Genomic DNA, 19,732 nt, shown 5'->3' with positions numbered 1-19,732 from the left:
TTTCAGTCTTCCCTGATGGCGTAGCCCGCGCCGCGAATGGTGCGGATGACGTCGGGCATGCGGCCATTGTTGACCGCCTTGCGCAGCCGGCCGACATGCACATCGACCGTGCGCTCGTCGATATAGATCGTCTCGCCCCAAACATTGTCGAGCAGTTGGCTGCGCGAAAACACGCGGCCAGGATGACGCATCATGAATTCGAGCAAACGGAACTCGGTCGGCCCGAGCCGGATCTCGCTTTTCTTGCGGTAGACCCGGTGCGATTCGCGATCGAGCACGATGTCGCCGACCTTGAGCACACTGGACAGGACTTCCGGCTTGGCGCGGCGCAGCAGCGCTTTTACCCGAGCCATGAATTCCGGCGTGGAAAACGGCTTGACCAGATAGTCGTCGGCGCCGGTGGAGAGACCGCGTACACGGTCGCTTTCCTCGCCGCGCGCGGTCAGCATGATGATGGGCAACCGCTCCGTCTCGGGACGCATTCTTAGCCGGCGGCAGAGCTCGATGCCGGAAACCGCCGGCACCATCCAGTCGAGCACCAGAAGGTCGGGAACATTCTCCTGGAGCCGGATTTCGGCCTCATCGCCGCGCGTTACCACTTCGACCTGGTAGCCCTCGGATTCAAGGTTGTAGCGGAGGAGCACACCTAGCGGCTCCTCGTCCTCCACCACCATGATGCGTGGCGCGATCATCGGCTGGTCACCCCTGTCATGCCGCCGGCACGGTCATTGCCGTCTCGTCCTGCTTCGGACGATTGGCGGGCAACTGCGTGCCGGTCAGGACATAGTACGCGTTTTCAGCGATGTTGGTCACGTGGTCGCCGATGCGCTCAAGATTCTTGGCGCAGAACAGCAGATGCGTGCAAGCGGTGATGTTGCGCGGATCTTCCATCATGTAGGTCAGGAGCTCGCGGAACACCGAGGTGTACTTGACGTCGATGCGCTCATCGTCGGCGCGTAGTTTCGCCAGGGCGGCCGCGTCGCGCGCCGCGTATTCCTCGATGACGCCCTGTACCTGGATCAGCACCAGCTGCGCCATTCCGTCGATGGAGTGCGACAGGTCGCGCGGCGTGACGCTGAGGCCGACGGTGCCGACGCGCTTGGCGATGTTCTTGGCCAGATCGCCGATGCGTTCCAGATCGCCGGCCATGCGGATCGAGCCGACGACATGGCGAAGATCGTCCGCCATCGGCTGCCGCTTGGCGATCAGCGTGATGGCGCGGTCGTCGAGCTCGCGCTGGCGCGCGTCCATGATGGCGTCATCGGAAACGACGCGCTGCGCCAGCGCGTTGTCGGAGGTCAGCAGCGCCTTGGTTGCACCGCCAACCATCGCGCCGGCGAGATCGCCCATATCGCTGATGAGCCTGCTGATCTGTCCGAGATCCTCGTCGAAAGAAGCGACTGTATGTTCGCCCATGATCTTGTCCTCGTATGCCTGAGACTCAGCCGAAGCGGCCGGTGATGTAGTCCTGAGTGCGCTTCTCGCGGGGCGACGTGAAGATCTTCTCGGTCTTGTCGAATTCGACCAGCTCGCCCAGGTACATGAAGGCTGTCTGCTTCGACACGCGCGCTGCCTGCTGCATGTTGTGGGTGACGATGACGATCGTGTAGTCGGCTTGCAACTCGTCGATCAGCTCTTCGATCTTGGCGGTCGACAGCGGATCGAGAGCCGAAGCCGGCTCGTCGAGCAGGATGACTTCGGGCTTCACCGCCACGGTGCGGGCAATGCAAAGCCGCTGCTGCTGGCCGCCGGAAAGGCTGAGGCCGCTGGCATTGAGCTTGTCCTTGACCTCGGTCCAGAGCGCCGCACGCTTCAGCGCCTGTTCAACGCGACCGTCCATCTCGGACTTGCTGATCTTCTCATAGAGCCTGACGCCGAAAGCGATATTCTCATAGATCGACATTGGGAACGGTGTTGGCTTCTGGAACACCATGCCGATCTTGGTCCGCAACAGGTTGAGGTCCTGCGAGCGGTCAAGAACGTTCTGGCCATCGAGCAGCACCTGGCCCTCGGCGGTCTGCTTCGGGTAGAGCTCATAGATACGGTTGAAGACGCGCAGCAGCGTCGACTTTCCGCAGCCCGACGGTCCGATGAAGGCGGTGACGCTGCGCTCTGGCAGCGACAGCGTGATGTTCTTCAGCGCCTTCGACTGGCCGTAGAAAAAGTTGAGGTTCTTGACCTCGATCTTGGCCTTGGCGGTTGCCTCGGTTGCGATCGTCATGTCTGGAGACAACATCTGGCTCATTTGTCCTCTCTGCGTCCGGTCAGGCTGCGTGCAAAGATGCTAAGCGCGAGAACCGTCAATGTGATGATGAGTGCACCGGTCCAGGCCAGTTGCTGCCATTCCTCGTAGGGGCTGAGAGCAAACTGGAAGATGGTGACAGGCAAGCTGGCCATCGGCGCGTTGAGATTGCTGCTCCAGAACTGGTTGTTGAGGGCCGTGAAGAGCAGCGGTGCCGTTTCGCCGGAGATACGGGCGATCGATAGCAATATGCCGGTGACGATACCGGAAAGGGCGGCGCGGTAAGCGACGGATTTGATGACAACCCAGCGCGGCGCGCCGATCGCGGTGCCGGCTTCACGCAACGCGTTCGGCACCAGGTTGAGCATGTCCTCTGTTGTGCGCACAACGACCGGAATGACCAGGATGGCGAGCGCCACGGAACCGGCGAGCGCCGAGAAATGCCCCATTGGCCGCACCATCAACTCGTAGACGAACAGGCCGACGATGATCGACGGCGCGGAGAGCAGGATGTCGTTGATGAAACGCACCACGGTGGTGAGCTTCGAGAAGCGTCCGTACTCGGCCATGTACGTGCCGGCCAGCACGCCGATCGGCGTGCCGACGATAACGGCGATGACCGTCATCACCACGCTGCCGTAGATGGCGTTGAGCAGGCCACCGGCATCACCCGGCGGCGGCGTCATCTGCGTGAAGACGTCGAGCGAAAGGCCGGCAGCACCCTTGTAGAGCAACGCGCCGAGGATAAGCGCCAGCCAGGCAAGGCCGATGCCGGCGGCGACGACGCACAGCGTCATCATCACGCCATTCTTGCGCTTGCGGCTTTGTTGAAGCGATGTGGCTGTCGACATCGGTCAGGCTCCCGTGCGGGCGTCGATGCGCATCAGCATGTAGCGTGCCATGGCAAGGATGATGAAGGTAATGACAAACAGGATCAAGCCGAGCGCCACCAGCGAGGATGTGTAAAGATCGCCGACGGCTTCGGTGAATTCGTTTGCGATGGTCGCTGAGATTGTCGTGGCCGGCGCGAACAGCGAGGTGCTGATCCGGTGCGCGTTGCCGATGACGAAGGTCACCGCCATCGTTTCGCCGAGCGCACGGCCAAGAGCAAGCATGACGCCGCCCATGATGCCGATGCGGGTATAGGGAATAACCACGCGCCGGGTCACTTCCCAGGTCGTGCAACCGATACCGTAGGCCGATTCTTTCAGCACTGACGGCACCGTGTCGAACACGTCCTTGGTGATCGAGGTGATGAAAGGCAGGATCATGATGGCGAGGATCATCGCCGAGGTCAGCAGGCCGATGCCGTAGGGTGGGCCGGCAAACAGGTTGTTGAGGCCGGGAACGCCGTGGAACAGCCAGATAATGAAGGGTTGAACCGTCGTCTGCAGGAACGGTGCCAGCACGAACAGACCCCAGATGCCGTAGATGATCGAGGGGATGCCAGCGAGCAGTTCAACCGCCATGCCGATCGGGCGCCGCAATGGGCGCGGGCAAAGTTCCGTGAGGAAGATTGCGATGCCGATGCCGAGCGGCACGGCAATCAGGATGGCGATGGCCGATGTGATGATGGTGCCGTAGATGGGCGCCAGCGCACCGAATTTCTCAGTGACCGGGTTCCAGCTTTCGGTGGTCAGAAAGGAGAAGCCAAAGGTAGACAGCGCTTGCCAGGAACCGGCAAACAAGGAGATCGCGACACCGCCGAGCAGCACCAGCACGAGGATCGCGGCGGCACGGGTAGCCGCATGAAAGATAGTATCGGTCAGCGCGAAGCGTCTGACGATGGCGTCGCGCGAGCCTTTATTGGCTGGCAAGGCTTCCTGGACAGCACTCATGTCAAGCTCGGCTCTTTGTCTTGAGAAAAAAGGAGCGCCGCAAGGCGCGGCGCTCCTTCGGGTGAAATTACTCGCCGGCGTAGACGGGCTTGCCGTCGGCCATGATGTCGGCCTTCCAGGAGGTCTTGATCAGGTCCACGACGCTGTCCGGGATCGAGACATAGTCAAGCGCCTTGGCGGTTTCCTTGCCGTCCTTGTAGGCCCAGGCAAAGAACTTCAGGGCTTCACCGGTGGCAGCCGCATCATCCGGAGCCTTGTGGATCAGCACCCAGGTCGAGGCGGCGATCGGCCAGGTGGCATCGCCAGGCTCGTTGGTGATGATGACGTTGAAGTTCTTCGCGCCCTTGAAGTCGGCATTCGAAGCAGCCGCGCCGAAGGATTCGAGTGAAGGCTCGACAACCTTGCCAGCAGCGTTCAACATCTTCGAATAGGAGAGGTTGTTCTGCTTGGCATAAGCATACTCGACGTAGCCGATACCGCCGTCGGTCTGCTTGACGGTGTTGGCAACGCCTTCGCTTCCCTTGGCGCCAACGCCGGTCGGCCATTCAACGGCCGTGTCCGAACCAACCTTTTCCTTCCAGTCAGGCGACAGCTTGACCAGATAGTTGGTGAAGTTGAAGGTCGTGCCCGAGCCGTCCGAACGGTGGACGACGGCGATGGCGGTCGACGGCAGGGTCAAGGTCGGGTTCAGCGCCTTGATCGCGGCGTCGTCCCAAGTGGTGATGGCGCCCATGTAGATCTGCGCGATCGTCTTGCCGTCAAGGATGAGTTCGCCCGGCTTGACGCCCGTCAGGTTGACGATCGGCACGATGCCGCCCATGACCATCGGGAACTGCACGAGGCCGTTCTTCTCGAGGTCGGCATCGGACATTGGCTTGTCGGTGGCGCCGAAGGTCACGGTCTTGGCGGTGACCTGCTTGATGCCGCCGCCGGAACCGATCGACTGGTAGTTGAGGCCGATGCCGGTGTCTTTCTTGTAGGTGTCGGCCCACTTGGCGAACACCGGGTAGATGAAGGTCGAGCCGGCGCCGGAAAGATCAGCTGCCATTGCCGCGGAAAGGGTGAAAGTGGACGCCGTAGCCATTGCGATCGCAACGGCCGCCGAGCGGATGAAATGTCTCATGTGGCCTGCTCCTGTTCGGAAGATGGTCTCTCGGCGCCATTTCCTCCGGCGCCCGCTGAGGCCAATAGCCTTCGATTATAACAGTCGCATGACAGTTTCATGTCGCTCCGGTAACGCGTTACTGGAGGTTCAAAACCCGGGCCTTCCCTGCCCGTGAGGCGAGACCCCCGTTTGCCCCGGGAATCAGAGGCTTGAGCGGCTTTCAAGCCAGTTGCATGCCGTCAAAATCTGGATAGCCGGCTTTGGAAAAGAAAAACCGGACGGGAGCGCGTTGCTCTTGGCCAGAACATGTCGTGGCCAGGCCATCGCCGAAAACAGGTCCGTTGGGGTAGGATGACGCTGTTTCATGCCGGCGGTCGCTGCTCCCGCCCGTAACTGCAAGGACGGAATTCGATAAGGCTCATTGTCGCGACTGGGCGCGGCATTGATATGGTGCGATCGCGCTATAGTGCAGCGCCTGGCCTTGTCACGAATCTATGCCGGATTTTCGGGCAACAGGCTCAAGCCCGGGCATTCCTTTCAGCGAATTCGGCTACCCCGCGCTGCGCTGCGCTTCCTCGCCAGCGCCTATCCAGCGCTCCAGCTTTTCAAGCAGTGCCCGGGGGCTGATCGGTTTGGGCAGGTAGTCGTCCATGCCGGCCTCGAGGCAGCGTTCGCGATCGCCCTTCAATGCATGCGCGGTGACGCCGACGATCGGAACATGCGTGCCGGAAGCTTCTTCCAGACGGCGGATCGCGGCGGTCGCCTCGAGCCCGCTCATCTCAGGCATCGAAACATCCATCAGGATCATGCGCGGGTTGAGCTTGCCGAACGCGTCGAGCGCCTTGCGGCCATTGCCGACGATTTCGAAGCCAAAGCCGGTCTCGCCGAGGATCTGGGTGAAGACCATCTGGTTCACCTCATTGTCCTCGGCAACGAGGATGTCCAGCCGGCGCTCGTCACTGGCGCTCGCAAGCGGCCGGGGACGGATCGCGGGCGGCTGCAGCAGCGCCCGCTCAGCCGCCGCCAGCGGCCTGTCATTCCCCAGGCCGGCCATCGCCGGCCGCGGCTTGCTGCTTTCGACCGCGTGGCGATGCCGCTGAATGGTGGCGACCAGCGTTTCCAGAAGCACCGAAGACCGGGCCGGCTTGATCAGTTGGGCATCGATGCCGAGATCGCGATAGCTGGTGTTGGACAGCGACTGGTCGACGGAGGTCAGCATGATGATCGGCGTATCAGTGAGCCCGGCTGTGTTGCGCACGATGCGCGCCATTTCCGCGCCGCTCATGCCGGGCATCTGGTAGTCGAGCACCACGCAATCGACCGGCACATCATAGGCCGCGGCGGCGATCAGGACCTTCAGCCCCTCGGCGCCACTCTCCGCCGCGCAGGAATCGAATGTCCACGACGCCATCTGCTCGGTCAGGATCGCCCGGTTGACGGCATTGTCGTCGACGATCAGCACCCGGGCGCCGGTGACATCTACCGGCGTGATCCGCTGCCCGGTCGGTTGCCCTGCCCGAGGCAGCGTCACGGTGAACCAGAAGGTCGAGCCCTTGCCTTCGGCGCTCTCGACACCAATGTCGCCCCCCATCAGCTCGACGAGCCGCGAGGTGATGGCGAGACCGAGGCCGGTGCCTTCGTGCCGCCTTGTCGAGGAGGTGTCGACCTGGCTGAATTTTTCAAACACCAGTTTCAGTTTCTCGTCGGGAATTCCTATTCCGGTATCGGTGACCGAGATGGTGAGCTTGGTTCCGGCCGGCATCCGTTCACCGGTCACGTCGACCAGCACATGGCCCTCGTCGGTAAACTTCACCGCGTTGCCGACCAGGTTGGTGACGATCTGCCGGATACGGCCGACATCGCCGACAAACAGGCTCTCGAGACGTGGCTCGACGCGCACGATAAGCTCGAGGTCCTTTTCCTTGGCGCGTGTCGACACCAGTGTCGCCACGTCCTCGATCGCTTCGGCAAGGTTGAAGGGTGCCGGGTCGAGCACCATCTGGCCGGCATCGATCTTCGAGAAATCCAGAATGTCGTTGATGATGGTCAGCAGCGCGTTGCCCGATTTCACGATGATATCAGTGAACGTCTTCTGCTTCGGGTCGAGGTCCGATTTGGCCAACAGTTCGGCCATGCCGAGCACGCCGTTCATCGGCGTGCGGATTTCATGGCTCATGTTGGCGAGGAATTCCGACTTGGCCCGGTCGGCGAGCACCGCGCGCTGGCGTGCCTCGCGCAGTTCGCCCTCGCGCTGCTTCAACTCGGTGATGTCAGTGGTCGAGCCGATCAGGTAAAGCGACCCATCGGACGCGATCATCGCGCCCTTGCGGGCGAACTGGTGGCGTACGCTGCCGTCGGCAAGCGTCACCGCCTCCTCGACCTCCTGGGTTTCGCCTGTGCGCAGCACGGCGAGATCGCCATTGACGAAGGCTTCGCCGTCTGGCCCGAAGATCTCGATGTCGGTCTTGCCGATCGCCTCTTCCTTGCTGAAGCCGGTGAGGTCGCACCAGCCTTTGTTGACATAGAACTGCCTGAGATCGGAACGCTTGGCGTAGATCGACACCGGCACATTGTCGATCAGATTGCGGAATACCTCGTTCTCGCGCATGCTGTCTTCCAGCGCGCGCTCGCGTGCCTTGACTTCGGTGATGTCGGTGCTGGAGCCGACAAGGTGCACTGATCCGTCGAGCGCCACCAGCCGGCTTTTGCGCGTCATCAGCTGCCGCACCGTGCCATCGCGATGGGTGACGGGCTCCTCGATCTCCCTGACGGCGCCCGTGGCGGCGACTTGCGCATCATCGTTGCTGTAGCCATCCGCGTCCACGGCGCCAAAAAGCTGCCGGTCGGTGTGGCCGATGGCATCTTCCTTGGCGATGCCGGTCATGGCGCACCAGGCCTTGTTGACGAACTCGATGCTCAGGTCCTCGGCCTTGATGAAGGCGGCGACCGGCAGTTCATCCATTACGTGCCGGAACAGGTCGATCTGGCGCATCGAGTCGCGCAACGCCTTTTCACGGCTCTTGATCCCGGAAATGTCGACGCGCACGCCGATGAACGTGCCGTCATCGGTGCGCATGTCGTAGACCTGATGCCAGCTGCCATCCGGATTGACACGCTCGAACGATGCGCTGGGCAAGCGGCAGCGGCTGAGAATGCCATGCATCCAGCGCTCAGGGTCGCGGTCGTAGAGCTTGTCGAGTTCCGCATCGCCGCTCTGGCGGAAATAGCCCGCGGACCGGCCAAACTCCAAAGCCTCCCTGAAGGTCCGGCCTGGCTGCCATACCGGTTTGAGCTCCGGAACCGCGTCTTGCATCTTGTGATTGGCGAAGATGAAATTGTCGTCGCGGTCATAGATGATGACGCCGGCCGGCAGCGATTCCAAAACGCTGGCGAGATGCCTGCGGGCATCTTCCGCCTCGGTCTCACGCCGCTTCGTTTCGGAAATGTCGAAAAGGAAGCCGGCGACATAGTTGCGGCCGCTGGCCATTTCGACGCGATTTTTTCTGACGATGCGTGAGCGGTTGGCGCCCTCGGTCTTGAAATTCTCCTCGACTTCGTACGGCCGGCCCGTCGCGAGCACGGCCCGTTCGCTTTGTTCGAAGAGCGCGACATCGCCGGTCGAAAGGAAATCACCACCGGGCTTGCCGAGCATGGCTTGCGGCGTCCTGCCAAACAGAGCTGCAAACGCCTCGTTGACAAAGACAAAGCGCAGATTGTCGTCCTTGACGAAGATCGGATCCTTGACGGCGTTGATAACCGCTTCCGCCAGCCGCGCCTTCTCCAGCGCCTCGGCAAGCTCCGCCTCGCGGTCCTTCATGTCGGTGATGTCGACATAGGAGATAAGCCGCTTGCCGCCGGCGAGCGCAGCCAGGGATGAGATCATCGTGCGCCCGTCGGCGCGCGGCATTTGCCGCGACCCGGTTGCACCTGCCCTGATCTCCGCCTCTCGCTCGGCGATGTGGCGCTGCCAGGCCACCTCGTCGGATCCCAGCGGATCGATGTGCCGGCTGGCTTCCATCAATTCGCGGAAGCTGCAGCCGACCGAGGCGCCACGGGAGTCTATCTCCCAGAAGTCGTAGAAGGCGCGGTTGATGACTTCCGTGCGCAACTCCGCGTCGACGACAAGGATGCCGATCGGCATCGAATGAACCATCGTGCGGAGATTGGCGTCGGCGCTCTCGCCGCTTGTCGCCGGTTCGCCCGGTTCTTGCCTTTCCTCCAAATCTCGGAAGGCCGCGGCCAACGCCGTAACGTTACGGCCAATGCCACGATAGCCGCCAAATTTTCCTTCAGCGTCGAACCGTGGAACACCTGATGTCAAAATCCAGCGGCAATCGGCGCGGCCGCCTTTCAATTCATAGACGAAATCGCGAAATGGCCGGTGCGCCTGCAAATCCTCAAGATGGGCGGCGGCACTGCGGTTTCCATGCAGGACCTGATTGAGGAAATCGAAGCGGAACCTGCCAAGCACGGTGGTAGGGTCAATGCCGGTAGCCGCCTGATAGGACTGCGAAAGCCAGGAAAATCGCAGATCGGCGTCGGTCTCCCAGACCCAGTCCGAGCCTGTCTCGATCAGTTCACGAAGCGTATCGGCGCAATCCATATCCGGCGCGGACGATGATGGCTCACCACCCGTCGCAGCCGCCTTGCTGGGCGCGCGCTTGCCACGTGCAACAGTTCCGTCCGCGTCCATCCCCATCCCACCCCTAAATCAAGGCCGAACCCTCCCTCCGCGGTTCGTCGGCGGAATGTGACTTAGAAGCATTAACGATCCGCTAACCTTAACGGATCGCAAACCAGCCAACGACGCCTGGTTGTGGCCTGCGCTGTTCGGCCCGGTTGTCGACAGGAGCAAAGCCGCGTTATAAGCCCCTACTTAGGGGTGTTGCTAATGTTCGGACGGATTCTGCCTTTTTTCCTGGGCCTGACCTTGCTTGTCGGGAGCGGCTGTTCGCGCAGCTATGATGGCACGGTGGTCATTCCAAAGCCGCTTGACGTCCGGCGCTTTTGGGACCGGCCGCCCCCGAACGCGCTCGCAGCACAGCCGGTGGCCGAGGCCGGGGCCTTCCCGGTGGCACCCCAGGAGCCGAGACGATTTACCGAGCGAAGGGTCGCGGCGCCTAGAAGGCACGTGACAAGGGCCCCCAGCACACCTCCTCTGTCGTCGGGTCCTACCAAGGCGCTGGCATGCCGCAACGTCAGCGAGCCAGGCAAAAGAGTTCGCATGGTCTGCGACTAGCTTCGCTTGCGCGGCGGCTCCGCTTCAGAGCGAAGCAGCACCCTTCCTGGGCTCTTTCGCCCCGAGCTTATCCAATGCAAATCGGACCTGACGCAGATCGTCCTGCCAGCCGTCATTGTCGCCCATCGGGCTTTCCGATGCGGCCCGCTGCATCCCTCTCGCCTCGGACTCTATATCGCGCAGCTGCGCGATTTTCTCTTCGGTGGTCAGGGTCTCGTCTTCGACAATCTCCTGCACTTTCATTTCGCTGAATGTGGCCATGGCGATTGCTCCTGGTTTGATCGCCACTCACAACGCCGTGATTGGGCAAGCGTTCCAGAGGAGAAGGCGCTCCAGGGGGAGAGAGGCGTTCCTGATCGAGCCGGCCACGATCAATCTGTCGTTACCCGTATCCGTCATTGAAACCTTGTTCGGCCTTCGACGTTTAAAAGTCGAAGGAGAACGCCGATGTCGATCCATTTCAATGTCTCGGAACTGACGCGCACGCTGTTCCACTCGTTGGGAATGGATCATGAGCGCGCGCCGAGACCGCTGAATGCAGAGCAGAGGCTGCTGCTGGAATGCTACCTGGCCGGGCAGATCCCGCAGTCGGCGTGGAGCGACTATGTCTTCGAAATGCCTGAGCTGGCACGCCACGCCGAGGCACGGCGCAGACAGCACTGAGCCGTCAAACCATTGAAGCAGCGCTAATTTTTCGGCGAAACGAAGCGCCAGGTGGGCGCGCTGAAAGGCAAAAGGCCGGCACGGAGCCGACCTTTCCTTTCCACTTCAACGTCCGCGCCAGTACATCCGTGGTCGCGGTACGGAAGCGATACGGATCAGTAAAGAGGACTTTGGTTAACGAGTGGTTAACTCCTGGCCTGCGTTCGGATATTTCCGGGCCGGTCGCCCAATTGGCACCAAGGCCGCTACTTGAGCAGTTCCGTCCAGATCTTCGTATAAAGTGTCTGGACGTCGGGAGGACAGGCGACGACGAACTCGCCTTTGTCGGCGAATTGGGCGGGGATATTAACCTCCGGCGCCGTCTTCATGTCTTCCGGCATGAAGGCTTCCGAACCCTTGATCCCGTTGGCATAGCGGGCAAAGGACGAGATCATCGCGGCGTTTTCCGGATCCATGACGAAATTCAGGAACAGCTTGGCATTCTCGACATTCTTGGCGTCCTTGATGATCGCGGCGTTGTCCATGAACATTGGATAGCCCTCCTTCGGATAGCCATAGACGATCTTGTCGCTCATCTTGCGCTCACGCATGGTGGCGCCATTCCAGAACACCCCTGCCGCGAAGTCGCCCTTGGCGAAATCACCAAGCTTGGGATAGTCCATCGAGCGCCATTTCGGCTTCGCCGCGACCAGGATATCGCGCACCTTCCGCAACACCTGCTTGTCGCCGGTGCACTGCTTGCCGCCGACATAGTGAATGGCAAGCGCCATGACGTCGGACATTTCGGGCACGACATTGATCTTGCCGACCAGTTCCGGCGGCGGATCCAGGAAGATGGCCGAGGTGTTGGGATCACCGTGATAGACTGAGGTATCGACAATCACGCCGGTTGAGCCCCATTGCCATGGCACGGAATAATGCCGGCCCGGATCGAACGAGACGTTGACCCAGCGTGGATCGACATTCTTGAAATTATCCATCTGGTCCGGCCTGCTTTCCAGAAGCAGGCCTTCGTCGATCCAGATATTCATCACCGAAGCCGAAGGGACGACAATATCGTAACCATGGCCGCCCTGACGGATCTTGGCGAGTGCCGTGTCGTTGGAATCATAGTCGGTGACGGTCACCTTGACGTTGTATTTCGCCTCGAATTTCTTGATCAGATCGGGGTTGGTATAGTTGCCCCAATTGTAGATGTTGAGCTCGCCATCGGCCTTGGCGAAACCTGCCGAAGCCAGCAGCGACAACGCCATGGCGGCGGCTGTCTGTTTCCAGTTCATGCGTATCATCTCCCATTGTTGGGACGTGACGGCTTGGCAGCCTCAGGTCCGCTTCTTGCTGATGAAGAAAAAGACTGTGACGATGACGACCGACAGGAGCAGGAAGACGGTCGAGATGGCATTGATCTCAGGCGTGATGCCGCGCCGAAGCTGGCCGAGCATGTAGGTGGGGAGCGTGTCCTGCCCGCCGGACTTGACGAATTCGGTGATGACGACATCGTCGAGCGAGATGACGAAAGCGAGCATCAGGCCAGCCAGGATGCCTGGCCACAAAAGCGGCAGTGTTATGCGCTTGAATGCCTGCCACGGCGTCGCGTAGAGGTCCGCCGCCGCACGCTCCAGCGTCATGTCCATGCTCTCCAGCCGCGCCCGGATCGGCAGATAGGCGAAGGGAATGCAAAAGGCGGTGTGCGCGGCCATCAGGTAGCCGAGACCGGAGTAGCCGGTCCAAACCTTGATACGCGAGAAGAACACCAGCAGCGCCACCGCCGTGACGATTTCCGGCACCATCAGCGGCTGGTTGATGAAGGCATATTTGAAGGTAAGCCCCCTGTAGGGCTTTGTCCGGGTCGTCGCGAGTGCCGCCATGGCGGCGGCGGCCGTGGCAAGCAAGGCCGCGACAATGGCGACCTGAAACGAGCGCGTCGCCGCGTGGATGACTTCGCTGTTTCGCCAGGCTGAATGGAACCAGCGCAGCGAAAAACCCGTCCAGGCGACGGACGAATCATTGTCGTTGAAGGCATAGGCGACCATCGTCGCTATCGGCAGATAGAGCAGGATGAAGCAGGCCGCGGCCATCGTGCTGAAGCCGGCCTGACGGCGAATGTCGAAACGGATTCGTCTAGCCACGGCTGCGTTCCGTTCCATTGACGTTGCGGACATAGAGCATCAGGCCGATCATCACGACCGCCGCCAGGGCAACGGACAGCGACGCGCCCAGCGGCCAGTTGCGGCCCTGCCCGAACTGCAGCTCGATCAGGTTACCGACCATCAGGTTGGTGCCGCCGCCCATGATGCGCGGCGTCACATATGCGCCAAGCGAAGGGATGAAAACGAGGATCGAGCCGGCGATGACGCCAGGTTTGACCAGCGGCACGATAATGCGCCTCAGCACCTGAAAGCCGCTGGCGTAGAGATCGTAGCCCGCCTCGATCAGGCGGAAGTCGAGCTTTTCCATGCTGGCGTAGAGCGGCAGCACCATCAGCGGCAGGTAGACATAGACCATGCCGACCAGAACGGCTGAATCCGTGTACATGAACTGGATGGGATGGCTGGTGATGCCGAGGCCCTGAAGCCCGGCATTGACCAGCCCCTCGTTACGCAGCACGTCCATCATCGCGAACGTGCGGATGAGAAGGTTGGTCCAGAACGGGATGGTGATCAGGAACAGCCAGATGTCGCGCTGGCCCTCGGGACGTGTGGAGATGAAATAGGCTGTCGGGAAGCCAAACAGCAGCGTCAGGATCGTCGTCGCCAGGGACAGCGAAGCCGACCGCCAGAAGATCGACAAATTCGCGCTCGCCAGCGAAAGCGTATCGTCGAAGGCATCGCGTTCGAACAGCACGCCCGTCCATGCCTCGGTCGAAAACTGCCATTTGACGTCGCCATAGTCGCCGGGCACGAGAAACGAATAGACGAGCACGATCAGCAGTGGCCCGACGGCGGCGCACAGGATGATGAGCAATGCCGGCGCCGATAGCAGCCAGCGCGTGCGAATGTCGTCGGCTTCGGCCTTCTCGGCAACTTCTTGCGCGGTTGCCATCGGCTAGTCCCTCAGGATCCGGGCGGCGTCTTGCGTGATGGCCACGCCGACGCTTTCACCCTCCGCGAAGCCGCACGATGCATTGCGGCTGTTCTGCTGGCGGACCGTGAGCAGGTCACCTTCGTCAAGCCGCACCCGGATATGCGTGTCGGTGCCGAAATAGATGATCGTTTCGACCTTGCCCGACAGCGCGCCCGCGCCGTTCACGGCCTTGGCATGCTCGGGCCTGATGACCAGCGTCACGTCGCCCTGTGGCGTCATCCCCGACGGGAACGTCGCCGAGATGGTCCGCGCTGATTTCAGCCTGACCTCTGCCTTGTCGTCGGCGACGGTCTCGACTTTCGCGGTGACGAAGTTGGATTCGCCGATGAAGTCGGCGACGAAACGGTCGGCCGGCTTGTCGTAGATGTCGCGCGGCGAGCCGACCTGCAGGATCTTGCCCGACGACATCACCGCGATGCGGTCCGACATCGTCAGCGCTTCTTCCTGGTCATGAGTGACGAAGATGAAGGTGATGCCGGTCTCGTGCTGCAGCCGCTTCAGCTCGATCTGCATTTCCTTGCGCAGCTTGTAATCGAGCGCCGAAAGCGGTTCATCGAGCAGCAGCACTTTCGGCTGCGGCGCCAGTGCACGGGCCAATGCCACGCGCTGCTGCTGGCCGCCTGAGATCTGGCTGGTGCGGCGGTTTGCCAGCGCCTCCATCTGCACCAGCTTCAGCATCTCGGCGACACGCGCCTTGATCTCGGCCTTCGGCTTGCCCAGCATCTCCAGGCCAAAGCCGATATTGTCGGCGACGGTCATATGCGGGAACAGGGCGTAAGACTGGAAGACGGTGTTGACCGGCCGCTTGAAGGGCGGCAGCGGCGCGATGTCCTGGCCATAGAGCAGGATTTCGCCGGCGGTTGGGAAGTCGAACCCGGCGATCAGCCGCAGCAGCGTGGTCTTGCCGCAGCCGGATGGTCCAAGCAGGGTGAAGAACTCGTTCTCGCGGATCGACACCGAGACCGTGTCGAGGGCCGCGACCTGCCCATCGCCGGCGCCGAACACCTTGCGGACACCGCGAACTTCGATTGCATTTCTACCCGGTTGATCCGGCACGATATGCTCCGTTGTTGATATCTTGCTTGCGCGCGCGGCCAACCGCGCGCGTGAAATGGCCGGCGGTGCTATTGGCTCCGGCGGCGAGTCATCAATGCACCTGATAGGTGATCTTGCCGCCGCAGATGGTGGTGACGGGCCGCACCTTGTGCAGCGCTTCTGGCGCTGTCGCCTCGATGTCTGTCGAAAGCACGACCAGATCGGCCATGTAGCCCGGCTTCAGCTTGCCCTTGCGATGCTCGGTGAACTCCGCATATGCGCCTTCAACCGTATAGGCGGCGAGCGCCTCCATCAGTGAGAAACTCTGCTCGGGATTGCCGGCCGCCCACGGCTTGCGCAGCACCGCCGCCTGAATGCCCAGGATCGGGTCGATCGGCGATACCGGCCAGTCCGACGCGAAGACGACATGCGCGCCGGTGCTCTTCATGGTGCGCCAGGCGTAACTCAACGGCCAACGGTCCTTGCCGATGCGCGACACGGTCGGCTCCAGCGGAAAGCCCATGGTGCCGGGCGGATGCGGTGGCTGCATCGAGGCGATGACGCCAAGCGCGGCGAAACGCGGTATGTCGTCCGCTGTGATCACTTCGACATGCTCGACGCGGTGGCGGCTGTCGCGCGCGCCATTGGCCGTCCGGGCCGCCTGATACCCGTCGAGCACCGAGCGCACCGCGCCGTCGCCGATAGCATGCACCGCGATCTGCAGGCCGCGCCGGTCAGCCTCGACAGCCACGGCATCGAACTGCTGTTGCGAAAACAGCGGCTCACCCGTCCAGTCGGCGCGATCAGCATAGGGCTCGACCATGACCGCCGTCCAGCTGTCCATGACGCCGTCCATGAAGACCTTGACCATCCCGGAGGAGAGCCATTCGGATTTGTAGCGCTCGGCCATGACCGAGGCCTTTTCGAGCGCATCGACGGCCATGAAATTCTTGAAGTGAAACGGTATCTGCGTCCGGCACAAGAGCCCGCCCTCGGCTTCGATCAGCGAAAGCAGCTCGAGCTGATAGAGATTGCCATCCATGTTCTGGATCGAGGTGATGCCGTGCCTGGCGCACCAGTCGAGCCCGCGCTTCATGATCTCACAATCGGCAGCCAGTTCGGTGGAACTCGGCTTGGTACCCGGCTCGCCGCCCGTCGAAATGCCGAGATGGACACGTCCCTCTCCGGACAGTTGGATCAACGGCCCGAAGGCCTCGTTCTCGCGCAGTTCGCCATTGGCCAATCCATCCTCGCCCATGACAATTTCGTTGCCGGGCCCAAGCGTCTTGCCGCGCAGCAGGCCACCCATCTCCAGGGCCTTGGTGTTTGCCCACATTGTGTGATGGTCGGCCGCCGCCATGATGAATGGCCGGTCCGGCAGGATCTGGTCGAGGTGATGCCGCGTGATCCGGTCATCCGCCGAAAGAACGGCATAGTCGGCGCCTTGCGCTTGCAGAAAGGCTGCGTGCGGGCGCTTGTCGGCATATTCCCGCACCGCGCTGCGCAGCGCATCGAAACCCTTCACGCCGCCCAGCTGCAGATGGTCGAGTTCCGCGCCACCGGGGAAGAGATGCATATGCGATTCAATGAAACCTGGAACGACCGAACCGCCGCCGGCATCGAGAACGCGGGTTTCGGGCCCCTTCCATTCGAGGATCTCCGCGCGGCTGCCGACCGCAACGATCTCACCGCGGCTGATGGCGATGGCGTCGGCCCGTGGCGCATCGGCGTCCATGGTCAGGATGCTGGCGTTCTCGACAATAAGGTCGGCTTTCCCTGACATCAGGTCCGCCCAAAACAAACTGTGACGTGAAAATAGTTGCGCGGCATGTGACGCTGTTCCTCCGGCTTTGTTCCCTGGCCGGACGTCCCTTCTGCGAGGATTTTCCGGCAACCTATCGATCGATAGGCAAGCGTATAGCAGTCGCGCGCAGGCTCGTAAAGGTGTAACCTATCGATAGATAGGCAGAAGGGCCTTCAGGGATTATTCAAGGAGACGAACGTGGACACCTACCCCGAACGGACACTCGAGATCGTCGCGGAAGGTTCAACTCCGGACCTTATCCTGGCGGCAGCGGGCCGCTTGTTCACGGCCAAGGGCTTTCATGGCACGTCGACCAGGGAAATCGCTTTGGCGGTCGGCATCCGCCAGCCGTCATTGTTCCACCACTTCCCGTCCAAGACGGCGATCGCCCAGTATCTGCTCGAATATGACCGGCTGCGGTCACCGTTTCTCATGGGACGAATGGAACTGGAGGGCGAGCGCCCGGCTGTGCGTATCTATCAATCGCTTCGCGGCGAGGCCGTGGTTATCACCACCAGCCGCTATGAACTGCAAGGATTGTACCTGACCGAGGTGCTCCAGGAACCGGACTTCGTTTTCTGGAAGACGGAATATGACCGCGCGCTGGCATCCGTACGCGCCCTCATGATCACCGGCGTGGAGAGCGGCGATTTCATCGAACACGATGCGGCCTTGGCCACGCAACTCTTCGACGCCATGCTTACCCGCGTCATCCGATGGAACAAGAACCGCGAACATGACGCGGCTCCGGATGCGATCGCCACGCTGCTGTTGCGCGCCGTGCTTCGAAATCCGGATACGGTTGCTGAAATCCGGCAGGCCGCCGACCGGGCCCTGGCGAAACTCTGATCTAGCCTGGAGAACCGGCACCGTAGAATTCAGCCGGGAGCTGCCCCGGCATTCAGCGACAGCGCGGCTCCTGGGCTGAGATTCTCAGTCGAGAAACTTGATCTTCTTGAACGCCATCATCTCGCCCATGACGTTGCCGCTGTCGTCGACCTGCTGCCCTTGCCCGACGGTCACGGTGACGCGTTTGCCCTTGTAGCGGGATGGCATCGCGGTTTGCTCGTTCCAGCTTTGGCATTCAGGTGCGGCGCACAGGCCAACCTGCTCGGCCTTCTTGCGGTCAACGATGGTCAAGTAGCAATTGTCGCCACATTCGAAACCGCGAATGCTGCCGGTGATGGTCCTGTCCTTGGAAAAGGATGGGCTGGATTGGATGAGCAGGGAGACGGCGAGAGCCAGGATGAGGGAATGCGATTTTTGTTTCATACCGACAACTTCTTGCAACATGCGGCAACGCACAAGCATCTGATTCCAACCAATGCTCAGACTACTTACCATACCTTGGCCTTGCGCGTCCTACGCGGCGGCGGTGAGCTTGTGGTCTGTCAGAACTCCGATCCCGTCACACGCGATGCAGGCAACGGTCTTGCCCGGACAGCCGGTCTGATGCGTGCCTTGCGGACAACAATGGCCTTTTGACTCAGACCATCTGCAACAATCAAAAACTCTCCCGCCGCCATGGCAGCGCGAGCAAACCGTCTCCACTGGAGCCATCTCAACTTTACCCAAACCCAGATCCGCGCTTCACGCGGATACACTACCCCCACACGCCAAGTACCAGACGCCACCGCGCGTTCAAGCACGGCTGGCTGACTTTAATTGGGTGTATGCTGGCCGCCCATGAGAGCGGATAGCCAAAGGCCGCAAATGGCGTGCTCAATCAAACCGCGGTCGCCTTGGTGTCGAGCCCCCGCGGTTCAGGCTGATCCGAGGGCGCCGTTGGTTTCAAGTGGCTTTCCGTCTTTTCAGGAGGGCCGAAGTGAGCCAGCATGTTGGCAATCTGGGCGTCGTTGCCGCTGCCCTCGACATTGGCGAGGTAGAGTGCCGAATCCTGAGTCCCCTTCCAGGGGATCACCCGCCATTTCGCGCTTGCCTTATGGTACGTGCTGCCAGCGCGGCGTCCCATCCAGAACAACCATACATCGTCCGCGTTCGGGCACAGCCTCTGAAACTCAGCCTCGTCGACGACCTCTGATGCCAGTGATCCCGGCGTGTAAAGCACGCCGCCAACGCCGGTTGGGAAGAGCATGTCACCATCGCCGGGAACATCCATCGTCCAGTTCCGGTATGGCTTGATTAGGCCGCTCTCGTCGACTGTGATCGAATGCGCCCTATGGCAGACAACTGTCTTCTCGCCCGCCCGCGCAACGAGTTCCGCAAGCCAGGTCGGCGCGTAGTAGACATCATCATCCGCCGTCACGATTGAGGCATCGGGAAACTCGATCAATGCCGGATAGATCTTCTTGTAGGACCTGATGTCCTTGCAGAGGCGGATCTCAAGTCCCTCGGACTTGAGACTCAGCACATCGTTGGGAAGGAGCGCATGGTCCTTGGCGGCCACCCACAAGATGGTTCTGTCTGCCCGAACAGTCTGGGAGAGAAGGCATTTCAGGGTCAGCGCCAATGTCCCGAACCTGGGCGGATAGGACGTCAGCGATACGATCAGTTCCTCATTCAAACCGCTGGGTTGGCCTTTGCGCCTGGTGGCCCACCTGACTGTGATTTTCAGAAGCGCCACATATCTCGCTATCGTTTCAAGAACGTTGGGCAAATATCTCGCGGCACGCCACTCGATGGCATGACGAAGCCGGCCAAGGAGGCGGCTCGGCAGCCCGCCGCGACTCCCGAGGAACCATGAGGCCAAGGCAGCCGACCG

General features: G+C 61.4%; 17 protein-coding genes. 2 read left to right on the top strand and 15 right to left on the bottom strand.

The window, feature by feature from the left end; genetic code table 11:
- Positions 1-2 precede the first annotated feature (2 nt).
- The 8 genes from phoB to GA829_RS07825 form a co-directional block, all read right to left on the bottom strand.
- Positions 3-692 carry a phosphate regulon transcriptional regulator PhoB gene (gene phoB, locus GA829_RS07860; protein WP_010911896.1) on the bottom strand — a complete coding sequence of 230 codons (690 nt, stop codon included), beginning with the start codon at positions 690-692 and terminating at the stop codon, positions 3-5.
- Between the two features lie 16 nt (positions 693-708).
- Positions 709-1,416, bottom strand: coding sequence for a phosphate signaling complex protein PhoU (phoU, locus tag GA829_RS07855; RefSeq protein ID WP_195177962.1), 708 nt, complete (start codon positions 1,414-1,416; stop codon positions 709-711).
- A 25-nt stretch (positions 1,417-1,441) separates the two neighbouring features.
- On the bottom strand, positions 1,442-2,245 hold the full coding sequence (pstB, locus tag GA829_RS07850) for a phosphate ABC transporter ATP-binding protein PstB (protein ID WP_195177961.1): 804 nt from the start codon (positions 2,243-2,245) through the stop codon (positions 1,442-1,444).
- Entirely contained in the window at positions 2,242-3,093 is an 852-nt protein-coding gene (gene pstA, locus GA829_RS07845; protein WP_195177960.1) for a phosphate ABC transporter permease PstA, read from the bottom strand. Before pstA ends, pstB begins: the two co-directional genes overlap by 4 nt.
- 3 nt (positions 3,094-3,096) lie before the next feature.
- The gene (gene pstC, locus GA829_RS07840; protein WP_195177959.1) at positions 3,097-4,080 is read right to left on the bottom strand and encodes a phosphate ABC transporter permease subunit PstC; all 984 of its coding nucleotides are present in this window, start codon (positions 4,078-4,080) and stop codon (positions 3,097-3,099) included.
- 67 nt (positions 4,081-4,147) lie between these two features.
- Positions 4,148-5,203, bottom strand: a complete 1,056-nt coding sequence (gene pstS, locus GA829_RS07835) for a phosphate ABC transporter substrate-binding protein PstS (RefSeq protein WP_195177958.1) — start codon at positions 5,201-5,203, stop codon at positions 4,148-4,150.
- Positions 5,204-5,735: 532 nt separating this feature from the next.
- Positions 5,736-9,878 (bottom strand): PAS domain-containing protein, encoded by a 4,143-nt coding sequence (locus GA829_RS07830; RefSeq protein ID WP_195177957.1) that lies wholly within the window; start codon positions 9,876-9,878, stop codon positions 5,736-5,738.
- 570 nt (positions 9,879-10,448) lie between these two features.
- Positions 10,449-10,685, bottom strand: coding sequence for a hypothetical protein (locus GA829_RS07825; protein WP_195177956.1), 237 nt, complete (start codon positions 10,683-10,685; stop codon positions 10,449-10,451).
- A gap of 186 nt (positions 10,686-10,871) precedes the next feature.
- Here GA829_RS07825 and GA829_RS07820 point away from each other — a divergent pair, with 186 nt between their 5' ends.
- Positions 10,872-11,087 (top strand): hypothetical protein, encoded by a 216-nt coding sequence (locus GA829_RS07820; RefSeq protein WP_195177955.1) that lies wholly within the window; start codon positions 10,872-10,874, stop codon positions 11,085-11,087.
- 245 nt (positions 11,088-11,332) lie between these two features.
- Here GA829_RS07820 and GA829_RS07815 read toward each other — a convergent pair whose 3' ends face one another.
- The 5 genes from GA829_RS07815 to GA829_RS07795 all read right to left on the bottom strand — a co-directional run bounded on the left by GA829_RS07815 (position 11,333) and on the right by GA829_RS07795 (position 16,989).
- Positions 11,333-12,367, bottom strand: coding sequence for an extracellular solute-binding protein (locus tag GA829_RS07815; RefSeq protein WP_195177954.1), 1,035 nt, complete (start codon positions 12,365-12,367; stop codon positions 11,333-11,335).
- Between the two features lie 42 nt (positions 12,368-12,409).
- Positions 12,410-13,234 (bottom strand): ABC transporter permease, encoded by an 825-nt coding sequence (locus tag GA829_RS07810; protein WP_195177953.1) that lies wholly within the window; start codon positions 13,232-13,234, stop codon positions 12,410-12,412.
- Positions 13,209-14,129 (bottom strand): ABC transporter permease, encoded by a 921-nt coding sequence (locus GA829_RS07805; RefSeq protein WP_195177952.1) that lies wholly within the window; start codon positions 14,127-14,129, stop codon positions 13,209-13,211. Before GA829_RS07805 ends, GA829_RS07810 begins: the two co-directional genes overlap by 26 nt.
- A 3-nt stretch (positions 14,130-14,132) precedes the next feature.
- Positions 14,133-15,227 (bottom strand): ABC transporter ATP-binding protein, encoded by a 1,095-nt coding sequence (locus GA829_RS07800; protein ID WP_195177951.1) that lies wholly within the window; start codon positions 15,225-15,227, stop codon positions 14,133-14,135.
- 91 nt (positions 15,228-15,318) lie between these two features.
- Positions 15,319-16,989, bottom strand: coding sequence for an amidohydrolase (locus tag GA829_RS07795; RefSeq protein WP_195177950.1), 1,671 nt, complete (start codon positions 16,987-16,989; stop codon positions 15,319-15,321).
- Positions 16,990-17,208: 219 nt separating this feature from the next.
- Between GA829_RS07795 and GA829_RS37285 the strand changes: the two genes are divergently transcribed.
- Entirely contained in the window at positions 17,209-17,859 is a 651-nt protein-coding gene (locus tag GA829_RS37285; protein ID WP_195177949.1) for a TetR/AcrR family transcriptional regulator, read from the top strand.
- A gap of 84 nt (positions 17,860-17,943) precedes the next feature.
- On the opposite strand, the gene GA829_RS07785 is transcribed toward GA829_RS37285, so the two are convergent.
- Both GA829_RS07785 and GA829_RS07780 read right to left on the bottom strand, forming a co-directional pair.
- The gene (locus tag GA829_RS07785; RefSeq protein WP_258052233.1) at positions 17,944-18,282 is read right to left on the bottom strand and encodes a hypothetical protein; all 339 of its coding nucleotides are present in this window, start codon (positions 18,280-18,282) and stop codon (positions 17,944-17,946) included.
- Positions 18,283-18,736: 454 nt separating this feature from the next.
- On the bottom strand, positions 18,737-19,480 hold the full coding sequence (locus GA829_RS07780) for a glycosyltransferase family 2 protein (RefSeq protein WP_195177947.1): 744 nt from the start codon (positions 19,478-19,480) through the stop codon (positions 18,737-18,739).
- Between the last annotated feature and the right edge of the window lie 252 nt (positions 19,481-19,732).

This window comes from Mesorhizobium sp. INR15, assembly GCF_015500075.1.
Classification (GTDB): Bacteria; Pseudomonadota; Alphaproteobacteria; order Rhizobiales; family Rhizobiaceae; genus Mesorhizobium.
This window is presented reverse-complemented; position numbering and strand designations above follow the sequence as displayed.